Source organism: Mitsuaria sp. BK041 (genome assembly GCF_014193085.1).
In the GTDB taxonomy this organism is placed as follows: domain Bacteria; phylum Pseudomonadota; class Gammaproteobacteria; order Burkholderiales; family Burkholderiaceae_C; genus Roseateles.
Window position 1 is genome coordinate 1,456,637 of record NZ_JACHYT010000001.1, and the last position, 21,173, is coordinate 1,477,809.

The following is a 21,173-nucleotide window of genomic DNA, read 5'->3' on the forward strand; positions in this document are numbered from 1 at the left end:
CATGGCCCGATCGTGAGGGCCGCGTTCAGGCGCGCGGCTGGCGTTCCAGAAGGCGGGCGGCGTGCTCGCAGGCCGGGTCGTCGCAGCGTTCGCAGCGCCAGTCGCCGCCCAGCTGTTCGCCGCGCTGCAGCAGTCGGCCGAAGAGTCCGTCCTCGCGACCGAGGTGCGGGCGCAGCAGCGGCCCGAGCGCGTTGAGCGCCTGCCGCAGCCGCTCCGGACCGGCGCCCGACACCAGGCTGTAGCCCAGTCCCGCGTCCCGCAGCGCCCGCCGCAGCAGGCGATCGGTGGGTTGCTGTGCATGGGGACCGTCGCGCAGGTCGTCGCCGACCCACGGCAGGTCCAGCGCCATCAGCAGGGTCGCATCCATGCGGGCCTGGATGCGCAGCGCGAAGGGATGGAGCGAGGTGTCGCCGAAGAGCTGCTCGCTGTAGACCGCGGTCATCAGCGGCGTGGTGTCATGCAGGACCAGGTCGTGGTCGGCGGCGGCGGCCTCGGCGCGGCGCCACTGTTCCTCGGCGATCGAGCGCTGCTCGTCGGGGCGCGGGGTGCGGCCCTCGCGCTCGCACCACTCGCGCAGGAATTCGCCCACCAGCGCGCAGCGCAGCCGCGTCTGTGACCGCAGGTGATCGAGCAGGTCCACGCCGAGCTGGCTTTTGCCGGTGCTCTCGGCGCCGACCAGGGCGATGTGCAGCGTCATGGGGGAGGGCCTGCGAGGACGGCGGTGGTCGTCCGCGGGATCAGGCGGCGACCGTCGCCGGCCGCAGCTGTCGCTGCCACGCGCGCCAGCCGGCCACCGACATCGGCACGAACACCGCGTACAGCACCACCGTCAGCCAGTAGCCCTTCAGCGCGAAGAGCCCGATGCTGACCAGATTGACCATCACCCAGACGGGCCAGTTCTCCTGGTACTTCCGGCCCAGCAGCCACTGGCCGGTGATGCTGGCCACCGTGGGGAGGGCATCCCAATAGGGGAGGGGGGAATCGGTGCGGTGCTGCAGGAACAGCCCCAGTAGCGGCCAGGCGGCCAGCGTGACCAGCAGCGCGGCGAGGCGGCCCTTGGGGCCGAGCGTGCGCACATGCAGCGTGTCGCCTTCGGCGGTGCGGCCGCGCAGCCATTGCCACCAGCCCCACAGCGCCAGCGCGGCGAAGAGCAGCTGCAGCGAGGCCTCGCCGTAGAGCTTGCCGCTCCAGAACAGCAGGAAGTAGAGCAGCGAGCTGGTCAGCGCCAGCGGCCAGGCCAGCACCTGCACCCGCATGTTGCACACGACCATCCAGATCGCGAGCACGAAGGCGACCAGCTCCAGCCAGCTGATAGGGCTGCCCAGCGCGGTGAACGCCGGCGCGAGGGCCAGGTTGAGCGATTGATCGAGGGCGGCCGACAACGGCCCGAGCAGCGCATCCATCCGCGAGAGCATGCAGGAAGTGGGGAAGTTCAGCGGCGCAGCGGGACGAAGACCTCGTCCGGCTTGACCATGCCCAGTTCCATGCGGGCCTTTTCCTCGACCATCTCGAGGCCTTCGCGCAGGTCGAGCAGTTCGGCCTGCAGCTGCGCGTTGCGCGCGCGGGCCTTCTCATTGGCCTCGGCCTGCTCGCGCAGTTCGGCGCGCAGCTGGACACCACGGGCCAGACCGCCCTTGCCGAACCAGAGCTGGGCCTGGATGGCGACAAGGAAGGCGGTGAGGACGATGGCCAGGGCTTTCACAGGCCGCGAGTGTAGCCGCCTCGCGTGGCGGCCCGTGCCCAGGCCGCCCGCGCGAGCCCCGGATTCACGGGGATCCGTGGCGTTCGCGACGCATCCGGCAATGCAAAAGGGCGAGCCCGATGGACTCGCCCTTCTTCGTCGCCAGGCGGCCGGACCCCGAGGGGGTCAGGCCGCGCACAGGCTCAGCGCAGGTTGTAGAACGCGGCGCGGCCGGGGTAGACGGCGACGTCGCCCAGGTCTTCCTCGATGCGCAGCAGCTGGTTGTACTTGGCCATGCGGTCCGAGCGCGACAGCGAGCCCGTCTTGATCTGGCCGGCGTTCAGGCCGACGGCGATGTCGGAGATGGTCGAGTCCTCGGTCTCGCCCGAGCGGTGCGAGATCACGGCCGTGTAGCCGGCGCGCTTGGCCATCTCGATGGCGGCGAAGGTCTCGGTCAGCGTGCCGATCTGGTTGATCTTGATCAGGATCGAGTTGGCGATGCCCTTGTCGATGCCTTCCTTCAGGATCTTGGTGTTGGTGACGAACAGGTCGTCGCCCACCAGCTGCACCTTGTCGCCCAGCTTCTCGGTGATGTGCTTCCAGCCGTCCCAATCGCCTTCGGCCATGCCGTCCTCGATCGAGATGATCGGGTACTTGTCGACCCAGGTGGCCAGCATGTCGGTCCACTGCTCGGCCGTCAGCTGGATGCCGCCTTCGCCTTCCAGCACGTACTTGCCGTCCTTGTAGAACTCGCTGGCGGCGCAGTCCAGGCCCAGCGCGATCTGCTCGCCGGCGGTGTAGCCGGCCTTGTCGATCGCCTCCAGGATCATCTGGATCGCGGCTTCGTGGTTCTCGACGTTCGGGGCGAAGCCGCCTTCGTCGCCGACGGCCGTGGACATGCCCTTGGCGTCGATGATCTTCTTCAGCGCATGGAAGACCTCGGCGCCCCAGCGCAGCGCTTCGCGGAACGACGGCGCGCCCACGGGGATGATCATCAGCTCCTGCAGGTCGATCGAGTTGTTGGCGTGGGCGCCGCCGTTGATGACGTTCATCATCGGCACCGGCAGCTGGTTGCCGGCCATGCCGCCGAAGTAGCGGTACAGCGGGAGGCCCGACTCTTCCGCGGCGGCGCGCGCCACGGCCATCGACACGGCCAGCATCGCGTTGGCGCCCAGGCGGCTCTTGTTCTCGGTGCCGTCCAGGTCGATCAGGGTCTTGTCCAGGAAGGCCTGCTCGGAGGCGTCCAGGCCCAGCACGGCTTCCGAGATCTCGGTGTTGATGTGCTCGACGGCCTTGAGCACGCCCTTGCCCAGGTAGCGCGACTTGTCGCCGTCACGCAGTTCGATGGCTTCGCGCGAACCGGTCGACGCGCCCGACGGCACGGCGGCACGGCCCATCACGCCGGATTCCAGCAGCACGTCGCATTCCACGGTGGGGTTGCCGCGGCTGTCGAGGATCTCGCGGCCGACGATGTCAACAATGGCGCTCATGGGAACAGTCTCCAGAAGTGAAAAAACTCGGTCGGCGCGCATGGTGCCAGCAACGGGTTACCTGTGCTGAACAAGCTGCGGCCTGAATGGGGGACGAAAGAGGGGCGAAAAAAAGCCACCGGGCCGCATCGCCCGTCTGGACGGGGAATGGGCGCGATGGCTGGTGCGGGGCATGGCGAAGGGTCAGACGCCGTCGACGACGACCATGCGCATCACGCCGGCCTGCTGGCGCAGCGACTTCGCATGCTGGTAGGTCTCGGACTCGTAGAAGCGCCGGGCCGCCGCGCGGTCCGGGAACTTCAGCACGACCAGCCGGCTCGGCGTCCAGTCGCCTTCCAGCACTTCGATCGTGCCGCCGCGCACCAGGACCTCCGCGCCATGCTCCTGCATCGCCTTCGTGCTCCATTCGCGGTACTTCGCCATCTGGTCGGCGTCGGTCACGGTCACGTCGGCAATGATGAAGGCGGGCATGGGCGGTGTCTCTTTCGTCGTGGATCGGGAAGTCGCCGGAGGCACGGCCTCTGACGTCAGGCGTCAGGCGGCCGCGGGAGCGCTGACCTCGTGGCCGACCTTGGCCTTGTGTTCCAGCGCGGCCTTGATGAAGGCGATGAACAGCGGGTGGCCGTCCCACGGCGTCGACTTGAACTCGGGGTGGAACTGCACGCCCATGTACCACGGGTGCACGTTGCGCGGCAGCTCGACAATCTCGGTCAGCTTCTCGCGCTGGGTGATCGCCGAGATCACCAGGCCGGCATCCTGCAGCTGGTCCAGGTACTGCTCGTTGGCTTCATAGCGGTGACGGTGGCGCTCGTTGACGACCGGGCCGTAGATCTCGTAGGCCAGCGTGCCGGGCTTGACGTCCGAGCTCTGCGCGCCCAGGCGCATCGTGCCGCCGAGGTCCGACTGCGCGGTGCGCTTCTGGATCGAGCCATCCGCGTCCTGCCATTCGTCGATCAGCGCGATCACCTTGTGCGGCGCGTCGGGTTCGAACTCGGTCGAGTTCGCACCGTCCAGCTGCGCCTTGTGGCGCGCGTACTCGATGGTCGCGACCTGCATGCCCAGGCAGATGCCGAGGTAGGGCGTCTTGTGCTCGCGGGCGTACTGGGCGGCGAGGATCTTGCCCTCGACGCCGCGCTTGCCGAAACCGCCGGGCACCAGGATCGCGTCGTACTTGTCGAGCTGCTTGACGTGCTCGGCGTCCAGCGTCTCGGAGTCGACGTATTCGATGTTGACGCGGGCGTGGTTGTGGATGCCGGCGTGGCGCAGCGCCTCGTTCAGCGACTTGTAGCTGTCCGACAGGTCGGTGTACTTGCCGCACATCGCGATCGTGACTTCGGTCTTCGGGTTCTCGACCTCGTTGACCAGCATGTCCCAGCGCTTGAGGTCGGTGGACTTGGTGTTGAGCTGCAGCTTGGTGCAGATCAGCTGGTCCAGGCCTTGCTCATGCAGCACGCGCGGGACCTTGTAGATCGTGTTCACGTCCCACATCGAGATCACGCCGTACTCGGGCACGTTGGTGAACAGCGAGATCTTCTCGCGCTCATCGTCGGGCACGCGGCGGTCGGCGCGGCACAGCAGCGCGTCGGGCTGGATGCCGATCTCGCGCAGCTTCTGCACGGTGTGTTGGGTGGGCTTGGTCTTGAGCTCGCCCGCGGCGGCGATCCACGGCACGTAGGTCAGGTGCACGAACGCGACGTTCGTCGGACCCATCTTCAGGCTCATCTGGCGGGCGGCTTCCAGGAAGGGCAGCGATTCGATGTCGCCGACGGTGCCGCCGATCTCGACGATCGCCACGTCCACCGCGTCGGCGGTGCCGTGACCGGCGCCGCGACGGATGAATTCCTGCATCTCGTTGGTGATGTGCGGGATCACCTGGACGGTCTTGCCGAGGTAGTCGCCGCGGCGCTCCTTCTCCAGGACCGACATGTAGATCTGTCCGGTCGTGAAGTTGTTGGAGCGCTTCATCCGCGTGGTGATGAAACGTTCGTAGTGGCCCAGGTCCAGGTCGGTCTCGGCGCCGTCGTCGGTGACGAAGACTTCGCCGTGCTGGAACGGGGACATCGTGCCCGGATCCACGTTGATGTAGGGATCCAGCTTGATCAGGGTGACTTTGAGGCCGCGGGACTCGAGAAGGGCCGCGAGAGAGGCCGATGCGATGCCCTTGCCGAGGGAGGACACGACACCGCCGGTGACGAAGACGTACTTGGTCATTGTCTTGCAGCGCCTGATTGCGTCCGGATGCGTCGTACCGGACCTCAAAACGCCGTGGTGGTAAAGCGCGATTATAGCGACGCCGTCCTGCCCTTCATTTCGTCGATCAACTCGAGCACCAGCCGGGCCGTGTCGTCGGGACGCTCGAAGGGGTAGAGGTGGGTGCCCTCGAACCAGCGGAACAGGTCCTTGGCCAGGGCCTTGGAGCCAGCGGCCGTGGCCTGGCGCAGTTCCTCGGATTGCGTGCCCGCGACGAAGGCCACCGGGCACTTCGGCGCGTGGCGTCTGAGGATGCGCGGCAGGTTGTGCGGCAGCGTGTTGTAGATGCGGGTCTCGATCTCGCGGGTGAAGCCCAGTCGCACCTGGCCGTCGGCGTGGTCGTCGAAGCCGCTGTCGACATAGTCCTTCAACACGCGCGGATCCCAGCGCGCGAACTTGCTCTTGGACGCGAAATGCGCATGCACGTCCTGGCGGCTGGGCCATTCGTAGCGGCGCTGGTGCGAGATCTTGCCGGGCGACACCTTCTTGATGAGGCCGGCGGACTTCGCCACCCGCAGGCTGTGCGCGCGCCATCCGTCGACGACCGGTGAATCCAGCATCACCAGCCCCTGGGCCAGCGCCGGCTTGCGACACGCCGCCAGCAGCGACAGCAGGCCGCCGAGCGAATGCCCCACCAGCATCACCGGTCCGGTCGGCTTCACCTGGTCCTGGATGAACTGCAGCAGTTCGTCGCGCAGGTGCGGCCAGTTGCTGGTGACCGGATAACGCGGGTCGTGGCCGATGCGCGGCAGCGCGTGCACGGTCCAACCCGCGTCGCGCCACACCTCGAAGAGCACGCGGTAGCAGCCGGAGGGGAAGCCGTTGGCGTGCGAGAAGACGAGGGTGCGGGAGGGTGCCATGGCGTGGGGCGACGGGGCGTTGCGGCGGCCGGCGGCTCAGGCGCGCGTCGTCGCCAGCGTCTTGAGCTGGTAGAGCGCCGCGAGCGCCTCGCGCGGGCTGAGCGCGTCGGGATCCAGGTCCCGCAGCGCGTCGAGCAGCTCCGAGGGCTCCGCGGCCGAGGCGCCGGGCGCCGGCTCGGGCGGCGGGGCGAACAGGTCGATCTGCGTCTCGCCTTCGGTGGCGCGGGCCTCCAGGGCCTCGAGCGCGGCGCGGGCCTGACGCACCACCGGCGAGGGCATGCCGGCGAGGCGCGCGACCTGCACGCCGTAGCTGCGGCTGGCCGGGCCGGGCTGGATCTCGTGCAGGAAGATGATGTTCTCGCCGCTCTCGACCGCCGACACATGCATGTTGACCGCCTGCGGGTGCTTGGCCGGGAACTCGGTCAGCTCGAAGTAGTGGGTCGCGAACAGGGTGAAGGCGCGGCACTTGTCGTGCAGGTGGGTCGCGATGGCTCCGGCCAGCGCCAGGCCGTCGAAGGTCGAGGTGCCGCGGCCGATCTCGTCCATCAGCACCAGCGATTGCTCCGTGGCCGCGTGCAGGATCGCGGCGGCCTCGGTCATCTCCAGCATGAAGGTCGACTGCGCGTTGGCCAGGTCGTCCGCGGCGCCGATGCGGGTGTGGATCGCATCGATCGGCCCCAGCCGGCAGGCGGTGGCCGGCACGTAGGCACCGATTGCCGCCAGCAGCGCGATCAGCGCGACCTGCCGCATGAAGGTGCTCTTGCCGCCCATGTTCGGGCCGGTGATGACCAGCAGCTTGGTGCGGGCGTCGAGCCGGCAGTCGTTGGCCATGAACTCGCCGGCGCCGGTCTCGCGCAGTCGTGCCTCGACGACCGGGTGGCGGCCGCCCTGGATGTCGATGCAGGGATGCGAGACGAACTCCGGGCGGCACCAGTTCAGCGTGGCGGCCCGCTCGGCCAGCGCGGCGAGCACATCCAGCGCGGCCAGCGAGCGCGCCAGCCGGCCCAGCGCCTGCATTTCCTCGGACAGCTGGTCGATGACCAGCTCGTACAGCATCTTCTCGCGGGCCAGCGCCCGTTCGTTCGCCGACAGCGCCTTGTCCTCGAAGGCCTTGAGCTCCGGCGTGATGAAGCGCTCGGCGTTCTTCAGCGTCTGGCGGCGGGTGTAGTCGGCCGGGATCTTCTCCAGGCCGCTGTTGGTGACCTCGATGTAGAAGCCATGCACCTTGTTGTACTGGACGCGCAGGTTGGCGATGCCGGTGCGGGCGCGCTCGCGGGTCTCCAGCGCGATCAGGAAATCGTCGCAGTTGGTCTGGACGGCGCGCAGGTCGTCGAGCTCCTCGTCGAAGCCCTTGGCGATGACGCCGCCCTCGCGGATCAGCGCGGCCGGTTCCTCGGCGATCGCGCGCGTCAGCAGCTCGGCGATGTGCGGCGAGGCGCGCAGGCCTTCGCCCAGCTGATCCAGCAGCGCGGCGCCGGCGGGCACCGTCTGCGCCAGTTCCGGCAGGATCTGCAGCGTGGCGCGCAGGCCGGCCAGTTCGCGCGGACGCACCTGGCGCAGCGCGATGCGCGCCGCAATGCGCTCGACATCGGAAACTTGCCGCAGCGCTTCGCGCAGCGGTTCGAAGCCTGTCGTCATCAGCTCGGCGATCGCGTCCTGGCGCGCATGGGCCGTGGCGCGCTCGCGCTGGGGATGCAGCAGCCAGTGGCGCAGCGCGCGGCTGCCCATGCCGGTGCGGCAGGTGTCCAGCAGCGACAGCAGCGTCGGCGAGGTCTCGCCGCGCAGCGTCTGCGTCAGTTCCAGGTTGCGCTGGGTGGCGGGGGGCAGGTCCAGCAGGTCGGTGGCGCGCAGCACCTGCAGCCGCTTCACATGCGTCAGCGCGCGGCTGCCCTGGGTGCTCTCGGCATAGGCCAGCAGGCAGGAAGCGGCCGCGTGCGCGGCGGGCAGGTCCTGGGCGTTCAGGCCTTGCAGGCTGGCCACGCCGAGCTGCGTGCAGAGCTTGCGCAGGCCCAGCGCCGCGTCGAACTGCCAGGCCTGGCGGTTGGTGATCGGCAGCCGCGCGGCGAGCACCGCCTGCGGATGCTTCTCGCGGTCGACCAGCACCTCGGCCGGCGACAGGCGCGCCAGCCACGCGCCGAGTTCGCGCTCGCCACATTGCGCCAGGCCGATCTCGCCCTGCGTCATCGACAGCCAGGCCAGGCCGATGGTCTTGCCCTGGGTCGAGAGCGACAGCAGGATCGCGTCCTGCTTGTCGGCCAGCAGCTCCGAATCGGTGATGGTGCCGGGCGTCACGACGCGCACCACCTTGCGCTCGACCGGGCCCTTGGTCGCGCCGACCTCGCCGACCTGCTCGGCGATCGCCACCGATTCGCCGAGCCGGATCAGCTTGCCCAGGTAGGACTCGAGCGCATGCACCGGCACCCCGGCCATGACGACCGGTTCGCCGCCGCTCTGGCCGCGCGTGGTCAGCGTGACGTCCAGCAGCGCATTGGCCTTGCGGGCATCGTCGAAGAAGACCTCGTAGAAGTCCCCCATGCGATAGAACACCAGCGTGTCGGGATGCTCGGCCTTGATGCGGAAGTACTGCTGCATCATCGGCGTGTGCTGGCTGAAATCGTCGGTCGCGGCGCTGCTCATCGGAGGAGGGAAATGGACAACGCCCTCGGTGGGAGGGCGTCGCGTTGGGTGGCTGGGAAGGGAGTGTAGGGCATGGCCGCACGCGGCGAGAGAGGCAGGAGGCCATGCTAGGTCCGATGCGGCGCGGGCGGCTCGATGCACTTGCGCCAAAAGCGACAAAGCCCTCCAAGGGAGGGCTTCGCGAGACTGGCGTCAGAAACGCCGCGGCGGCTGTTCAGGCCGATGGCATCGGGGATGGCGTCAGGCCTCGGCGCCGTCGTCCGACTTCTTGATCCGGACCGGGCCCCGCTTCTTGGGGGCGTCGCCTTCCGCGGCGGCCTTCTTTTTGGGGGCGGGTTTGTCGGCCGGCGTCTCGGTGGCCGCCGCGTCGGCGTCCAGGTCGTCCTGCGAGATCACGCGGGAGTAGGGCGCCAGGATCTGCACCAGCGGGCCGTAGATGCGCGGCGTGCCGGCGACGATCTCGCGCTGGTGCAGGAAGTCCGGCTCACCGGTGAAGTTGCCCACCAGGCCGCCGGCCTCGGTGATGATCAGCGAGCCCGCGGCCACGTCCCACGGGTTCAGGCCGGTCTCGAAGAAGCCGTCGTAGTGACCGGCCGCCACGTAGCAGAGATCCAGCGCCGCGGCGCCGGGGCGGCGCACGCCGGCGACCTGCTGCGAGATCTCCTCGAACATCTTCAGGTAGCGCTTGAAGTTGTCGCCGCGGCGGAACGGGAAGCCGGTGCCGATCAGCGCATCGCTCATGCGGGTGCGCTTGGACACGCGGATGCGCTTGTCGTTGAGGAAGGCGCCGCGGCCGCGCGTCGCGTAGAACAGGTCGTTGCGGGTCGGGTCGTACACGACGGCCTGCTGCACGACGCCGCGGTGCGCCAGCGCGACCGACACGCAATAGAAGGGCAGGCCGTGAATGAAGTTGGTGGTGCCGTCCAGCGGGTCGATGATCCACTGGAACTCCGAGTGCTTGGCGCCGTGTTCGCGGCCGGACTCTTCGGCCAGGATGCCGTGGTCGGGGTAGGCCTGCAGCAGCGTCTCGATGATCGCCTGCTCGGCGGCCTGGTCCACTTCGGTCACGAAGTCATTGGGCGACTTGGTGTTGATCTTCAGGATGTCCAGGTCCAGCGACGCGCGGTTGATGATCGCGCCGGCGGTACGCGCCGCCTTGATGGCGACGTTGAGCATGGGATGGAGGGCGGCTTGCGTCATGCGGGACGATTCCTGTGGAAGAAGTGGACTGGCGAAGGGAAAGAGCAAGCGCCGGACGTCGATGTCGACCAACGTCCGGCGCGGATAATGCGCGATTTTGGCACAGACTCGTGGTTTCCCCTATGCCCCCGGCTGACTCCGGCCTGAACGCAACCCCCCTGGCGTCCGATCCGACACGCTTCGTGCTGATCGAGACCAGCCATCCCGGCAACGTCGGCTCGACCGCCCGGGCGATGAAGGTGATGGGCTTCCGCGACCTGGTCCTGGTGCGTCCCCGCTTCGCGGACGTGCTCAGCCAGGAGGAGACCGTCGCGATGGCCAGCGGCGCGGCCGACATCCTCGCCCGCGCCCGCATCGTCGACCGGCTGGAGGACGCGCTGGACGGCTGCACCTTCGTCTGCGCCACCGCGATGACGCCGCGCGATTTCGGTCCGCCGACGCACCAGCCGCGCGAGCTCTTCGCGCGACTCGCCAATCCCGCCGACCCCGCCGACCCCGCCGACCCCGCCGACCCCGCCGACCCCGCCGACCCCGCCGACCCCGCCGGCCACCCCCATCGGGTGGCCTTCCTGTTCGGTTCCGAGCGCTACGGCATGAGCAACGAGGATGTCTATCGCGCGCATGCGGTGCTGTCGATCCCGACGCATCCCGACTACGGCTCGCTGAACCTGGCCCAGGCGGTGCAGCTGCTGGCCTACGACTGGCGCCAGGCGCTGGGCGGCTACGAGGTCGCGGCGCGCACCGCCGATCCGCAGCTGGCCGACGCGCGGGCGGTGCAGGGCCTGCTCACCCATCTGGAGGGCAGCCTGATTCACCTGGGCTACCTGGATCCCGCCGCGCCGAAGAAACTGATGCCGCGGCTGAACCAGCTCTTCAACCGCGCCGGGCTGACGCAGGAAGAGGTCCACATCCTGCGCGGCATCGCCCGGGCGATCGAGAAGACCCGCCCCGCGGCGGACACGCCCCCCGCACTCGGGGGAGACGAGTAGCCGGACGCGCTCCCCATAAGGCCTGAGGCGGGCAAGGTTGAGGCCCGCCGCTAAACTGGCCGACCCTCATCACCGAGCCCCACGCGGGCTTGCATCGGGTTCCCCCACCATGTTCCAGCGTCTTCGCGAAGACATCGCCTGCATCCTCGAACGCGACCCCGCCGCCCGCTCGGCCTGGGAGGTACTGACCTGTTATCCGGGTCTGCATGCGCTGATGGTGCATCGCTGCGCGCACTGGTTCTGGACCCGTGGTTTCCGGTGGCTGGGGCGCTTCACCTCGCACATCGGCCGCTTCCTGACCGGGATCGAGATCCACCCCGGCGCGACCATCGGCCGGCGGGTCTTCATCGATCACGGGATGGGCATCGTCATCGGCGAGATGACCGAGATCCACGACGAGGTCACGATCTACCAGGGCGTGACCCTGGGCGGGACCTCGCTGGTGAAGGGCGCCAAGCGGCATCCGACGCTGGAGCGCGGCGTGATCGTCGGCGCCAACGCCTGCATCCTCGGCGGCTTCACGGTCGGCGAGGGCGCGCGGGTGGGTTCCGGCGCGGTCGTGACCAAGCCGGTGCCGCCGGGCGCGACGGCGGTCGGCAACCCGGCCCGGATCATCGAAGCCAAGGTCGAGGCGCAGCGCGAGGAGGCCGCGGCCCGCATGGGGTTCTCGGCCTACGGCGTGACGCAGGGCGACGACCCGGTCGCGCAGGCCATGAAGGGCCTGATCGACAACGCGGCGGGGCACGAGCACCAGATCGCGCTGCTGTGGCAGGCGATCGCGAAGCTGTCGGAGGCGGAGCGCAAGGACTGCGTGCCGCAAGAGGCCCAGCAGGCCGAGAACTTCGACGCCGCCGAGCTGTCGAGATTGGTGAAGTGAGTCGCTGACGCGGCTCTCTCCAACTCCCTCTCCCCCTCGCGGGGGAGAGGGAATGAGAGAGATCAGTGGTGATGGCCGTGATCGCCGTGGGCGTGACCGTGCTCGATCTCTTCCTGCGTGGCGGCGCGCACGTCCTTGACCTTGACGCTGATCTTCAGGTGCTGGCCCGCCAGCGGATGGTTGCCGTCCAGGTGCACGGTGTCGCCCTTGATCTTCACGACGGTGAAGACGTGGAAGCCGTCGTCCGCAGCCGGTTCCTCCTCGCCCTCCTTGGCCTGCCGGATCTGCAGCTGGCCGCCGACCTTCACGCCGGGCGGGAAGTCCTTCTTGGGGATGGTGATCAGCAGGCTTTCGTCGCGCTCGCCGAAGCCGGTCTCCGGCGTCAGTTCGATGGTGGTGGCGAAGCCCTTCTCCTGGCCTTCCAGCGCGGTCTCGATGGCCGGCAGCGTGTTGCCGTAGCCACCGATCAGCAGCGCCATCGGCTCGTCGGTCTTCTCGATGACCTGGCCGAGCTTGTTGGCGACCTTCAGCTCGACGGTGGCGATGGTGTCCTTGGTGATCTTCATGGGGTGTCGTTTCTCGTTGGGGCTTCTCGTGGAAGCGGTTGAAGCGTCGGCGGGGCGGGGCCTGCGGCGGCCGCCGTCGTCGCGGTCACGCCGGACGCGGTGGGCGCTGCGCGGTCTTGGGACGGAACGCGGCGCAGACCGCGTCGCGGGTTTCCAGATAGGGGCCGCCGAGCAGATCGATGCAGTAGGGCACCGCGGCAAAGATGCCGCTGGCCGCGGCGTGGCCGGCCAGCGTCTCGGCGATTGCCTTGGGCTGGCCGGGCAGGTTGATGATCAGCGCGCGGCCGCGGATCACCGCGACCTGCCGGGAGAGGATGGCCGTGGGCACGAAGTGCAGCGAGATCTGCCGCATCTGCTCGCCGAAGCCCGGCATCACCCGGTCGGCGACGTCCATGGTCGCCTCGGGCGTGACGTCGCGGATCGCGGGGCCGGTGCCGCCGGTGGTCAGCACCAGGTCGCAAGCGGCCTCGTCGACCAGGTCCCGCAGCGTGGCGGCGATCTGCTCGCGCTCGTCGGGGATCAGCCGCGGCTGGAACTCGATCGGATTGATCAGCGCGGAGCGCAGCCAGTCCTGCAGCGCGGGCAAGCCCTTGTCCTCGTAGACGCCGCTGGAGGCGCGATCGCTGATCGAGACGATGCCGATCCGTACCGGCTCTGGCGGGGGCAGCGCGGCGGCGTCGACCGGGGCGGCGTCACTCATCGTCGCCCTCGTCGTCACCATCGTCCGCGGTGTCTTCGTCGCGCGACCCGCCCTTGGCGGCCAGCAGGTGCGCCTTGATGAACTGGAACAGCTCGCGCCAGGCGCGGCCGTTGCGCTGCTCGACCGCCTGCGCGCGGTCCTTGCGGGCGGCGCGGATCAGGCTGCGCAGCTGCTGGACGTCGACCGCTTCGAAGCTGTCGATGAAGCCCTGCAGCGCGTTGTCGTCCTCGACGAGGCGGTCGCGCCAGCGCTCGGCCTGGTGCAGTTCGAGCGAATCCTGCGCGCGACCGAGCTTGAACTCGGCCACGGCCTCCCTGATCGGCGCCGGATCGACCTGGCGCATCAGCTTGCCGATCAGTTGCAGATGGCGCTTCTTGCCGCTGCGGGCGGTGCCGGCCACGATGCGGCGGCCTTCCTTGATCGCGTCCATCAGCGCCTCGGGCAGGTCGAGCGCGGCCACGCGCTTCTCGGGCAGCGTCAGCAGTTCGGCGCCCAGCGCCTGCAGCGCGTCCATGTCGCGCTTGAGCTGGCTCTTGCTGGGGCGGTCGTCTTCGAAGTCGTCGAAGTCCGCGCGGTCGTCGTGGTCGTCGTGATCGGGGTGCATGGGGGAAGAAAGCGAGAAGCCCCGACCGGAAGGGGCGGGGCACAGCGCCCGTATGATAGTCGCCACCCCGCCGCGGCCTCGGATCTCCCCAGGCCGCGCTGCTTTCACAGAGACCGCATTCATGAGTCAAGCCGAGCAAGGATTCGCCTACAGCCAGGACCATTTCCGCCAGTTGATCGAGGACGTCCTGGCCGAGGCCAAGCGCCTGGGCGCCAGCGACGCCGGCGCGGAAGTGTCCGAGGGCAGCGGCATGTCGGTGTCCGTGCGGCGCGGCGCGCTGGAGAACGTCGAGCGCAACCGCGACAAGTCGCTGGGCATCTCGGTCTACCTGGGCCAGCGCAGAGGCAACGCCAGCACCTCGGACTTCTCGCCGCAGGCGCTGCGCGACACCGTGCGCGCCGCCTACGACATCGCCCGCTTCACCGCCGAGGACGAGTTCGCCGGCCTGCCCGACGAGCAGGACCTGTCGCTGGACGAAGCCGCGCGGCCGTCGCTGGACCTGTTCCATCCTTGGGCGATCACCGCCGAGCAGGCGGCCGAGCTGGCGCTGCGCTGCGAGGACGCGGCGCTGAAGACCGACCCGCGCATCACCAATTCGGAAGGCGCGGCGGTGTCGGCGCAGCAGTCGCACTTCTTCTCGGGCAACTCGCGCGGTTTCCGCGGCGGTTATGCGAGCTCGCGGCATTCGGTGTCGGTGGCGCCGATCGCCGGCCGCGGCGCCGGCATGGAGCGCGACGCCTGGTACAGCTCGATGCGCGACGCGGCCGAGCTGTCGTCGCCCGAATCGATCGGCCGCTACGCCGCCGAGCGCGCGCTGGCCCGCCTCAAGGGCCGCAAGGTCAGAACGGCGAGCGTGCCGGTGCTGTTCGAGGCGCCGGTCGCCGCCGGCCTGCTGGGCGCGCTGGTGCAGGCCACCAGCGGCGGCGCGCTGTACCGTCGCGCGAGCTTCCTGCTCGACAGCCTGGACCAGCAAGTCCTGGCACCGCACGTGGAGGTGGTCGAGGACCCGCATGTGCTCAAGGGCAAGGGCAGCTCGCCCTTCGACGACGAAGGCGTGACGACCAAGGCCCGCACCGTGGTCGAGGCGGGCGTGCTCAAGGGCTACTTCCTGTCGACCTACTCGGCGCGCAAGCTGGGCATGCGCACGACCGGGCACGCCGGCGGCTCCCACAACCTGACGATGCGCAGCAAGGCCACCGCGCCCGGCGACGACCTGCCGACAATGCTGCGCCGGTTGGGCACCGGGCTGTTCGTGACCGAGCTGATGGGGCAGGGCGTCAACTACGTGACCGGCGACTACTCGCGCGGCGCGAGCGGCTACTGGGTCGAGAACGGCGTGATCGCGCATCCGGTTCACGAGATCACCATCGCCGGCAACGTCAAGGAGATGTTCCAGCAGATCGTCGGCATCGGCGCCGATACCTACACGCTGGGCAGCAAGACGGTGGGATCGATCCTGATCGAGCGCATGAAGCTGGCCGGCGCCTGAACGGCCCGGGCTGCTCCGTTTTCCGATGAAGCGGCGCCTCGGCGCCGCTTCTGTTTTTTCGCGCCGCCGTCCTGGGCGCCCCCCGGGCTTGTCAGGTTGACGCCAGCCCGGCGGTGGTTAATCCTGCGTGCGCCCAAGGCCGCCCCGGGAGGGTGGTCCATACCAACGAAAGCAGCGAAACAGGAGACTTCATGGAGCGTCGTTCCTTCGTCAAGAATGCCGGCCTGGCCGGCGTGCTGGCCGCCGGTGCGGCCCCGGCCATCGTGCATGCGCAGGCCAACATCCGCTGGCGCATGGCTTCGAGCTTCCCCAAGCAGCTCGACACGATCTACGGCGGCGGCGAGGTCTTCGCCAAGAAGGTCAGCGAGCTCAGCGGCGGCAAGTTCCAGATCAGCGTGCATGCGGGCGGCGAACTGATGCCGGCCTTCGGCGTCGTCGACGGCGTTCAGAACGCGACGGTGGAGATCGCCCACACGGTGCCGTACTACTTCTTCGGCAAGGACGAGACCTTCGCGATCGGCGCGTCGATCCCGTTCGGGCTGAACTCGCGGCAGATGACCGCGTGGACCTTCCACGGCAACGGCCTGAAGCTGATGCGCGAGTTCTACCGGAACTACAACATCATCAACTTCCCCGGCGGCAACACCGGCGCGCAGATGGCGGGCTGGTATCGCAAGGAGATCAAGTCGGCGGCTGACTTCAAGGGCCTCAAGTTCCGCATCGGTGGCTTCGCCGGCCGGGTGATCGAGCGCATGGGCGGCGTGCCGCAGAACCTGCCGGGCGGCGAGCTCTATTCGGCGCTGGAGAAGGGCACGATCGATGCGGCCGAGTGGGTGGGGCCGTATGACGACCTGAAGCTGGGCTTCAACAAGGTCGCGCCGTTCTACTACTACCCCGGCTGGTGGGAAGGTGGCCCGCAGGTCGACTTCTACATCAACACCAAGGCCTACGAGGGCCTGTCGGCGGAGTACAAGGCGATCGTCGAGGCGGCCTCGGCCTACACCCACGTGGACATGCAGGCCAAGTACGACGTGCTGAACCCGCAGGCGCTCAAGCAGCTGGTGGCGGCCAAGACCAAGCTGATGCGCTTCCCGAAGGATGCGATGGACCTGGCGTTCAAGGAGTCGATGGCGCTGTACAGCGAGCTGTCGGCGAAGAACCCGAACTGGAAGAAGGTGTACGAGGATTACGCCAACTTCCGGCGCGACCAGAACCTGTGGTTCCGCTTCGCGGAAGCGGGCTTCGACGACTTCATGCAGTCGCAGCGGTTCTGAGCGAGCTCAGGCCTGATTGAAGCGAGCCGTGTCCGGGAGGGCACGGCTTGTTGTTTTTGGAGGGGGCGTGTCGCTGACCAGCCGGAAGCGGACCGTCGCGGGCGGCCGGATCTGGTCGTCAGTTTCGTCCCGAATCCGCGTCTTGCTTGGCCGCGCGCACCATCGCGCGATAGTCCATCAGTCTTCGAAGTAGATCCTCGTCCCGAGCGTGAAAGACCTCAGGGCAGGGGTCGATGGGACGAACGGCGTTGACGATCAACTGCCCAAGGCGTAGGTCGGGTGACTCTTTCCAGGCGGCTCGCAACGCTGACAGGATCTCGTCGATTCGGGCGGGATTTCGCATGGAGCAAAGCCTACTCGAAGCCGTCCTTGGCCAGCACGGGATGAGAGGTCGATTCAGTAGCGACCGCCGCCGAATCCGCCCGTCCCATATCCGGTGACGGGACGTTTGGTCGCGCGGAACTCTCCCCGTGGCGACGGCTCCGCACGCTTGTCCGCGTCGCGTGGGCGTGCCAAGCTGACCACGATCAAGCGTCCGTGTACCGACACACCGTGCAACCCCGCGATGGCCGCCGCGGCACCTTCGGCGGACTTCATTTCCACGAACCCAAAGCCCTTTGAGATGCCCGTGTCACGGTCCATCATCACCTTGGCCGAGGAAACATCGCCAAACTCTGAGAAGTTGCTTCGGAGGGCGGATTCGGTCACCGAGTAGGGCAGGTTGCCCACGTAGATCTTGCTGCTCATGCAAAGAGCCTTTCCTTGTTTTTGATCGATTCACCGATGGGATCTGCCCCATCGTTTCGGTGAAGTGCGGGCGACCGGCTTGGAGCCTGCGCTGAGGCAGGAACGGCATTCGGTCGGAGGTTCAGCGGGCCTGCTGGCTCTCGCCAGTGGACTCGATCCAGCCCTGGGTCACCGCGAAGAGCTGGGCGGCATGACGGGACGCAAAGGTCCTGTCGAAACGGAAGACCCGGCAATACGTGCCGTTGCCGTCCGCACGCTTGATCGCGAAGGCGGCACTGAAGCGGCCGCCGCCGGCGGCGTGTGTCGTGGGCGAAACGACGTACTTGCCCATGGGGATGAAGTTGTTCGGAATCTCGTTCGATCGGTTAACAGGCCAGCGTGCGGCCTGCCGCAGCAAGGCTGCAGGGGGTTGCCAAAGTCGGCGCAATTGAACTCGGGTCCGCGGCGTCCGCAAAAGCCGCAGGCTCAGTGCGAGGCGGGGTGGCGTATGAAGAAGCACAGCATCTGCTCGGAGGCGGCGGGGCCCTGCCAGTCGGCTTGCAGACCTTGCGGATCCCCACCCGACCAAGCGTGGCCGGCGCCCTCGATCAGCCACAACTCGGCGTTGGTGCGGCCGTCGGGAGCGACGTGGGTGCGGCGCGTGTAGGCGCGTCCGCCCTCGCGACCGTTCTCGAAGCGATGCTCGCCTGGCCGCCCGGCAATGGCGTTCTCGTAGATGCGCACGCCGTTGCTGGGATGGACGGTCATGTCTCTCATGCCGTGAAAGACGATGGTGGGCGGCGCGCCATCCCTCAGCGAGCGTTCGACGCGTGGCTGCTGATCCGCGCGCCCGTACCGCTGGAGCGAAGGCGCGCCGCTGGCGTCGTCGACGGCGCCGTAAGGAAGCCCCGAGTGAATGCCCACGGAGGCGAACAGGTCAGGATACGTCTGGCCAAGGACTGCCGCCATGGCCCCACCCGCCGACAGCCCGGCGACGTGCACGCGCTGTGTGTCGATCCGATGCTGCGCGATGACGCTGCGCGTGAGGCTGGCGAGCAGGGCGGGCTCGCCGCGTCCCCGCTGCTGATGGCTGTACATGTACCAGCTCCAGCTTGCCTGATCGCCGTTGCGTGTCGGCTTCTCGGGGTACAGCACCATCCAGCCCAGCCGCCCGGCCGCTTCATTCATCTGGCTGCTCAGGACGAAGTCCTCGAGTCCCTGCTTGCCACCATGCAGCATCACCAGCAGCGGTCGAGCCACGCGCACGTCGCCCGGGGGGGTGTAGAGCTTGTAGCTCATGACGGTCTGTCCATGCACGTGGGTGCCGGAGACGAAGCGCTCCGAGCGCTCCCGCTGCGCGTAGGCCCGGCCGACGTGCCGCGGGACCGAATCGATGTCAGCGGGAAGCGCTGGATCGCGAAGCTCTGAAAGGTGAGTGGCGCGTATGAATTCTGCGGTCATGAAGTGTCCTTGTGACTCGCGCGGCGCCGGCGCACGGGGCGCAGAGGGACTCGCGGGCATGGTGGAGGCGGGGCTGCTCACGGGAGCCATTCGTCCTGGAGGTGCCGGGGGTCGAGCTCATCACGGATGAACTGGACCAGACCAGGCGACGGACAGCGGGGAAGTTCGATGAACAGGGCGCGTCGCGGCGGGGTGTGGCGCCTGCGAAAGATGAGCGTTCCAAGTTCCGAACGATGAGGGCAGATGTAGATCACGTCGAATGACGCAAGGTCGACACTGCAGATATTGGCCAGTTCGGCCTTGACGAACATATCGCATCCTTCGATCCAGCTCCGCAGGGGAACGTGCGGGCGCCGGGGCGGCCACAGGTGCTCGCTGACGCGAAAGTCGGACTACCGAGGGACGCGAATGTCAGTGCTCGCCATTGAAGCACGGATCCGAAGGCTGCGCGGTTTATCTTTTCGGGCCGAAGACGCTGCTTGGAGCTTGACCGCGCCGCGAACCGAGCATCGCACGCGACGTGGCGGTAGATCGTCCGGCTCATGGCGCAACTCGCGCGGAGCGCGATTTGCCAGAGGACAGCGGGCCATCCCGCCCTACATCAAGGCGCCATCATGAACAGCAGTACATCGGCTTCCGAGTCCACTCGTCCTACGGCCTCGAAGCATGAGAACGAGAACGACGATCCCGTCGGTGATTCCATTGCGAACCAATCGCCGGAGGGCGTTCGCACCGGCGATGCATCGGACGAATCGAACTCCGGCGCCGAGCGAACCGGCAATGACGGCAAGAAGCGTTCGACGCAAGAAGACATTGAGGGCAAGCCGCACGAGCTGCCTGAAGGCAGCGACGTGCCTCCCGACGACGATGCCACTGCACGTCCTGTACCAGATGCGGCCGGTCAGGCGCGGCGTGGAATCTCAGATGCGGATCTGCCGCAGTCCGCGCGCGGCTGACCGGCGCTGCCGCAACGCATCTCCTCTTCCAGCCAAGCCAGGGGCGAGGGCGACCGGTTCCCTTGTGCATCGCGCGTGCACGTGCCGATATGGCCATCTGCGGTCAGCCGGTCGTGAGCACGCGCAGGATGTCCGGATACCAGCTGCAGTTCAGTCCAAGGGTCTCGTCAAAGGCCGCCTCCCTGTTTCGCCCTTCCAGACGAGCGGAGTGGATGCCCAGCAGCCGCCAGGGAAACCCCGGCTGGGACGCATCCCGCGTCACGACCGGGGCTCCGCTGAGACCTCGATGCGTCCGCGCATCCGTCAGGAAATATCCCTCTCCGCCGAAGCGCCAGCCGTAGGGGGAGGCCACGATGCCGGATCGAGCCACCGGTAGGTGATGCAATTCATCGTGAAACCCCATGGGGAACCCGACGATCAGCACCGGCGTACCCAAGCCGATGTCCCGTTCCAGCTCCGGCATCTCTTCAGAGGGAAAGGCGTGCCAGACCGCCTTGTCCGGCATCTGTTCCCGTCGGAGCTTGAGAGTCGCGACGTCGACGTCTCCCGCCGCGTCCCTTCCCTGTCTCCACGCTGCGGTGCCCGCTTCATACAGAGGAAGGGCAGCACTCGCGACTGTCGCCAGATTGTTGCCGTCCGTGTGGAAATCAACCTGTATCAGATCGGGATAGTGACCGCTCGACGGATCGATGAACACGTGCCGGCAGGTGACCAGAAAGACCTCCTCGCCGCGTTGCTGCAGGAAGCCCGTGGCGCGCGTCAAGGCTCGACCGCCCTGCAAGGTGCTAAGCCGGACCACAGCGAGCAGCAGCGGATCAACGGACTTCATCGCGGGTCGTAGAGGCGGGCGCCAGGCATCGAGGGTGTGCTCGGCCGCCCTGATTTCGCGCTTGACCTGCGCAAGGCGCAGAACTGATTCGGCTTCAGTGCTCATCACTCTCTTCCTGTCTGGAGGAATGGGAACTCGCCTGATCGTCAGCTTGGGACTGCACATCGTGCCCCTGCTGCCAGGCGTCCTTTCGCTTCTGCCACAGGTCCAGGCACTCCCCTGTTGCCGAGGGGCGATTCACCTGTTTGTCCATGGGATTCACATCACGCTCCTCACCTCGCGCGGCGGCCTTGGCTCCTTGCCGTTGGAGTTCGGCGCGCTCGGCAGTGGGGAGGCTGTCCTTCTGATCGCGTCCGGCGGCGTGCTGCTTGGGTTTGGACCTGCGCTTCATGGTCGCCTCCCGCTCCGGTAGAGCCATGTCGTGAAACGCAGCAAGTGACGATCCAAGCCTAGGCCGGGATCAGAAACATATTTCCCGCCGGCTCGCCATCCATGCTTGAATGCTCAGCACTGACATGCGCGCGGCGTCGCGTCGGCCAGCTTGCGTGGCCGCCATCAACGACGACCAGGTCGCTCCGCCAGGG

The 21,173-nt window shown here is 68.0% G+C and carries 23 protein-coding genes; 5 read left to right on the forward strand and 18 right to left on the reverse strand.

Annotated features, from left to right (window positions below; all coding sequences use genetic code 11):
- Positions 1 to 25: 25 nt before the first annotated feature.
- The 9 genes from FHT38_RS06400 to FHT38_RS06440 form a co-directional block, all read right to left on the reverse strand.
- Positions 26 to 697, reverse strand: a complete 672-nt coding sequence (locus FHT38_RS06400; RefSeq protein ID WP_183490748.1) for an AAA family ATPase — start codon at positions 695 to 697, stop codon at positions 26 to 28.
- A gap of 40 nt (positions 698 to 737) precedes the next feature.
- Positions 738 to 1,403, reverse strand: coding sequence for a nicotinamide riboside transporter PnuC (pnuC, locus tag FHT38_RS06405; RefSeq protein WP_091725116.1), 666 nt, complete (start codon positions 1,401 to 1,403; stop codon positions 738 to 740).
- Between the two features lie 29 nt (positions 1,404 to 1,432).
- The gene (ftsB, locus tag FHT38_RS06410) at positions 1,433 to 1,702 is read right to left on the reverse strand and encodes a cell division protein FtsB (RefSeq protein WP_091723656.1); all 270 of its coding nucleotides are present in this window, start codon (positions 1,700 to 1,702) and stop codon (positions 1,433 to 1,435) included.
- A gap of 182 nt (positions 1,703 to 1,884) precedes the next feature.
- Entirely contained in the window at positions 1,885 to 3,171 is a 1,287-nt protein-coding gene (gene eno / locus FHT38_RS06415; protein ID WP_091723658.1) for a phosphopyruvate hydratase, read from the reverse strand.
- Between the two features lie 183 nt (positions 3,172 to 3,354).
- Positions 3,355 to 3,642: a DUF1330 domain-containing protein gene (locus FHT38_RS06420; protein WP_183490750.1), complete on the reverse strand. Its 288-nt coding sequence runs from the start codon at positions 3,640 to 3,642 to the stop codon at positions 3,355 to 3,357.
- A gap of 63 nt (positions 3,643 to 3,705) precedes the next feature.
- Positions 3,706 to 5,382, reverse strand: coding sequence for a CTP synthase (locus FHT38_RS06425; RefSeq protein WP_091723663.1), 1,677 nt, complete (start codon positions 5,380 to 5,382; stop codon positions 3,706 to 3,708).
- A 71-nt stretch (positions 5,383 to 5,453) separates the two neighbouring features.
- Complete coding sequence (locus tag FHT38_RS06430) at positions 5,454 to 6,281, reverse strand: alpha/beta fold hydrolase (protein ID WP_091723666.1); 828 nt, start codon at positions 6,279 to 6,281, stop codon at positions 5,454 to 5,456.
- 36 nt (positions 6,282 to 6,317) lie between these two features.
- Entirely contained in the window at positions 6,318 to 8,918 is a 2,601-nt protein-coding gene (gene mutS, locus FHT38_RS06435) for a DNA mismatch repair protein MutS (protein ID WP_255488616.1), read from the reverse strand.
- 240 nt (positions 8,919 to 9,158) lie between these two features.
- Entirely contained in the window at positions 9,159 to 10,118 is a 960-nt protein-coding gene (locus FHT38_RS06440) for an inositol monophosphatase family protein (RefSeq protein ID WP_091723668.1), read from the reverse strand.
- A gap of 122 nt (positions 10,119 to 10,240) precedes the next feature.
- On the opposite strand from FHT38_RS06440, the gene FHT38_RS06445 reads away from it, so the two are divergent.
- On the forward strand, positions 10,241 to 11,107 hold the full coding sequence (locus FHT38_RS06445; protein WP_183490752.1) for an RNA methyltransferase: 867 nt from the start codon (positions 10,241 to 10,243) through the stop codon (positions 11,105 to 11,107).
- 109 nt (positions 11,108 to 11,216) lie between these two features.
- Positions 11,217 to 11,984 carry a serine O-acetyltransferase gene (gene cysE / locus FHT38_RS06450; protein ID WP_091723672.1) on the forward strand — a complete coding sequence of 256 codons (768 nt, stop codon included), beginning with the start codon at positions 11,217 to 11,219 and terminating at the stop codon, positions 11,982 to 11,984.
- A gap of 62 nt (positions 11,985 to 12,046) precedes the next feature.
- Here cysE and FHT38_RS06455 read toward each other — a convergent pair whose 3' ends face one another.
- From FHT38_RS06455 to yjgA, 3 genes are all read right to left on the reverse strand, one after another.
- Positions 12,047 to 12,550 carry a peptidylprolyl isomerase gene (locus FHT38_RS06455; RefSeq protein ID WP_091723675.1) on the reverse strand — a complete coding sequence of 168 codons (504 nt, stop codon included), beginning with the start codon at positions 12,548 to 12,550 and terminating at the stop codon, positions 12,047 to 12,049.
- Between the two features lie 85 nt (positions 12,551 to 12,635).
- Positions 12,636 to 13,250: a molybdopterin adenylyltransferase gene (mog, locus tag FHT38_RS06460; RefSeq protein WP_091723678.1), complete on the reverse strand. Its 615-nt coding sequence runs from the start codon at positions 13,248 to 13,250 to the stop codon at positions 12,636 to 12,638.
- Positions 13,243 to 13,854 (reverse strand): ribosome biogenesis factor YjgA, encoded by a 612-nt coding sequence (gene yjgA, locus FHT38_RS06465; RefSeq protein ID WP_147240269.1) that lies wholly within the window; start codon positions 13,852 to 13,854, stop codon positions 13,243 to 13,245. The genes mog and yjgA overlap by 8 nt, the downstream gene beginning before the upstream one ends.
- Positions 13,855 to 13,975: 121 nt before the next feature.
- On the opposite strand from yjgA, the gene pmbA reads away from it, so the two are divergent.
- Both pmbA and FHT38_RS06475 read left to right on the forward strand, forming a co-directional pair.
- Positions 13,976 to 15,343, forward strand: coding sequence for a metalloprotease PmbA (gene pmbA / locus FHT38_RS06470; RefSeq protein WP_091723683.1), 1,368 nt, complete (start codon positions 13,976 to 13,978; stop codon positions 15,341 to 15,343).
- A 191-nt stretch (positions 15,344 to 15,534) separates the two neighbouring features.
- Entirely contained in the window at positions 15,535 to 16,617 is a 1,083-nt protein-coding gene (locus FHT38_RS06475; RefSeq protein ID WP_091723686.1) for a TRAP transporter substrate-binding protein, read from the forward strand.
- Positions 16,618 to 17,013: 396 nt separating this feature from the next.
- On the opposite strand, the gene FHT38_RS06480 is transcribed toward FHT38_RS06475, so the two are convergent.
- The 4 genes from FHT38_RS06480 to FHT38_RS06495 form a co-directional block, all read right to left on the reverse strand.
- Positions 17,014 to 17,364, reverse strand: coding sequence for an RNA-binding protein (locus FHT38_RS06480; RefSeq protein WP_183490754.1), 351 nt, complete (start codon positions 17,362 to 17,364; stop codon positions 17,014 to 17,016).
- A 121-nt stretch (positions 17,365 to 17,485) separates the two neighbouring features.
- Entirely contained in the window at positions 17,486 to 17,695 is a 210-nt protein-coding gene (locus FHT38_RS06485) for a hypothetical protein (protein ID WP_183490756.1), read from the reverse strand.
- 134 nt (positions 17,696 to 17,829) lie between these two features.
- Complete coding sequence (locus tag FHT38_RS06490; RefSeq protein ID WP_183490759.1) at positions 17,830 to 18,804, reverse strand: PHB depolymerase family esterase; 975 nt, start codon at positions 18,802 to 18,804, stop codon at positions 17,830 to 17,832.
- 77 nt (positions 18,805 to 18,881) lie between these two features.
- The gene (locus FHT38_RS06495) at positions 18,882 to 19,115 is read right to left on the reverse strand and encodes a hypothetical protein (protein ID WP_183490760.1); all 234 of its coding nucleotides are present in this window, start codon (positions 19,113 to 19,115) and stop codon (positions 18,882 to 18,884) included.
- Positions 19,116 to 19,418: 303 nt separating this feature from the next.
- On the opposite strand from FHT38_RS06495, the gene FHT38_RS06500 reads away from it, so the two are divergent.
- Positions 19,419 to 19,760 (forward strand): hypothetical protein, encoded by a 342-nt coding sequence (locus FHT38_RS06500; protein ID WP_183490762.1) that lies wholly within the window; start codon positions 19,419 to 19,421, stop codon positions 19,758 to 19,760.
- Positions 19,761 to 19,863: 103 nt separating this feature from the next.
- Here the strand turns inward: FHT38_RS06500 and FHT38_RS06505 are convergent, their stop codons facing one another.
- Positions 19,864 to 20,694 carry a serine protease gene (locus FHT38_RS06505; protein WP_255488617.1) on the reverse strand — a complete coding sequence of 277 codons (831 nt, stop codon included), beginning with the start codon at positions 20,692 to 20,694 and terminating at the stop codon, positions 19,864 to 19,866.
- Complete coding sequence (locus FHT38_RS06510; protein ID WP_183490764.1) at positions 20,684 to 20,980, reverse strand: CrpP-related protein; 297 nt, start codon at positions 20,978 to 20,980, stop codon at positions 20,684 to 20,686. The genes FHT38_RS06505 and FHT38_RS06510 overlap by 11 nt, the downstream gene beginning before the upstream one ends.
- Positions 20,981 to 21,173 lie beyond the last annotated feature (193 nt).

Coding starts and splice junctions, on each gene's coding strand:
- FHT38_RS06400 (WP_183490748.1), bottom strand. CDS start 697: ATGACGCTGCACATCGCCCTGGTCGGCGCCGAGAGCACCGGCAAAAGC.
- pnuC (WP_091725116.1), bottom strand. CDS start 1,403: ATGGATGCGCTGCTCGGGCCGTTGTCGGCCGCCCTCGATCAATCGCTC.
- eno (WP_091723658.1), bottom strand. CDS start 3,171: ATGAGCGCCATTGTTGACATCGTCGGCCGCGAGATCCTCGACAGCCGC.
- FHT38_RS06420 (WP_183490750.1), bottom strand. CDS start 3,642: ATGCCCGCCTTCATCATTGCCGACGTGACCGTGACCGACGCCGACCAG.
- FHT38_RS06425 (WP_091723663.1), bottom strand. CDS start 5,382: ATGACCAAGTACGTCTTCGTCACCGGCGGTGTCGTGTCCTCCCTCGGC.
- FHT38_RS06430 (WP_091723666.1), bottom strand. CDS start 6,281: ATGGCACCCTCCCGCACCCTCGTCTTCTCGCACGCCAACGGCTTCCCC.
- mutS (WP_255488616.1), bottom strand. CDS start 8,918: ATGAGCAGCGCCGCGACCGACGATTTCAGCCAGCACACGCCGATGATG.
- FHT38_RS06440 (WP_091723668.1), bottom strand. CDS start 10,118: ATGACGCAAGCCGCCCTCCATCCCATGCTCAACGTCGCCATCAAGGCG.
- FHT38_RS06445 (WP_183490752.1), top strand. CDS start 10,241: ATGCCCCCGGCTGACTCCGGCCTGAACGCAACCCCCCTGGCGTCCGAT.
- cysE (WP_091723672.1), top strand. CDS start 11,217: ATGTTCCAGCGTCTTCGCGAAGACATCGCCTGCATCCTCGAACGCGAC.
- FHT38_RS06455 (WP_091723675.1), bottom strand. CDS start 12,550: ATGAAGATCACCAAGGACACCATCGCCACCGTCGAGCTGAAGGTCGCC.
- mog (WP_091723678.1), bottom strand. CDS start 13,250: ATGAGTGACGCCGCCCCGGTCGACGCCGCCGCGCTGCCCCCGCCAGAG.
- yjgA (WP_147240269.1), bottom strand. CDS start 13,854: ATGCACCCCGATCACGACGACCACGACGACCGCGCGGACTTCGACGAC.
- pmbA (WP_091723683.1), top strand. CDS start 13,976: ATGAGTCAAGCCGAGCAAGGATTCGCCTACAGCCAGGACCATTTCCGC.
- FHT38_RS06475 (WP_091723686.1), top strand. CDS start 15,535: ATGGAGCGTCGTTCCTTCGTCAAGAATGCCGGCCTGGCCGGCGTGCTG.
- FHT38_RS06480 (WP_183490754.1), bottom strand. CDS start 17,364: ATGAGCAGCAAGATCTACGTGGGCAACCTGCCCTACTCGGTGACCGAA.
- FHT38_RS06485 (WP_183490756.1), bottom strand. CDS start 17,695: ATGGGCAAGTACGTCGTTTCGCCCACGACACACGCCGCCGGCGGCGGC.
- FHT38_RS06490 (WP_183490759.1), bottom strand. CDS start 18,804: ATGACCGCAGAATTCATACGCGCCACTCACCTTTCAGAGCTTCGCGAT.
- FHT38_RS06495 (WP_183490760.1), bottom strand. CDS start 19,115: ATGTTCGTCAAGGCCGAACTGGCCAATATCTGCAGTGTCGACCTTGCG.
- FHT38_RS06500 (WP_183490762.1), top strand. CDS start 19,419: ATGAACAGCAGTACATCGGCTTCCGAGTCCACTCGTCCTACGGCCTCG.
- FHT38_RS06505 (WP_255488617.1), bottom strand. CDS start 20,694: ATGAGCACTGAAGCCGAATCAGTTCTGCGCCTTGCGCAGGTCAAGCGC.
- FHT38_RS06510 (WP_183490764.1), bottom strand. CDS start 20,980: ATGAAGCGCAGGTCCAAACCCAAGCAGCACGCCGCCGGACGCGATCAG.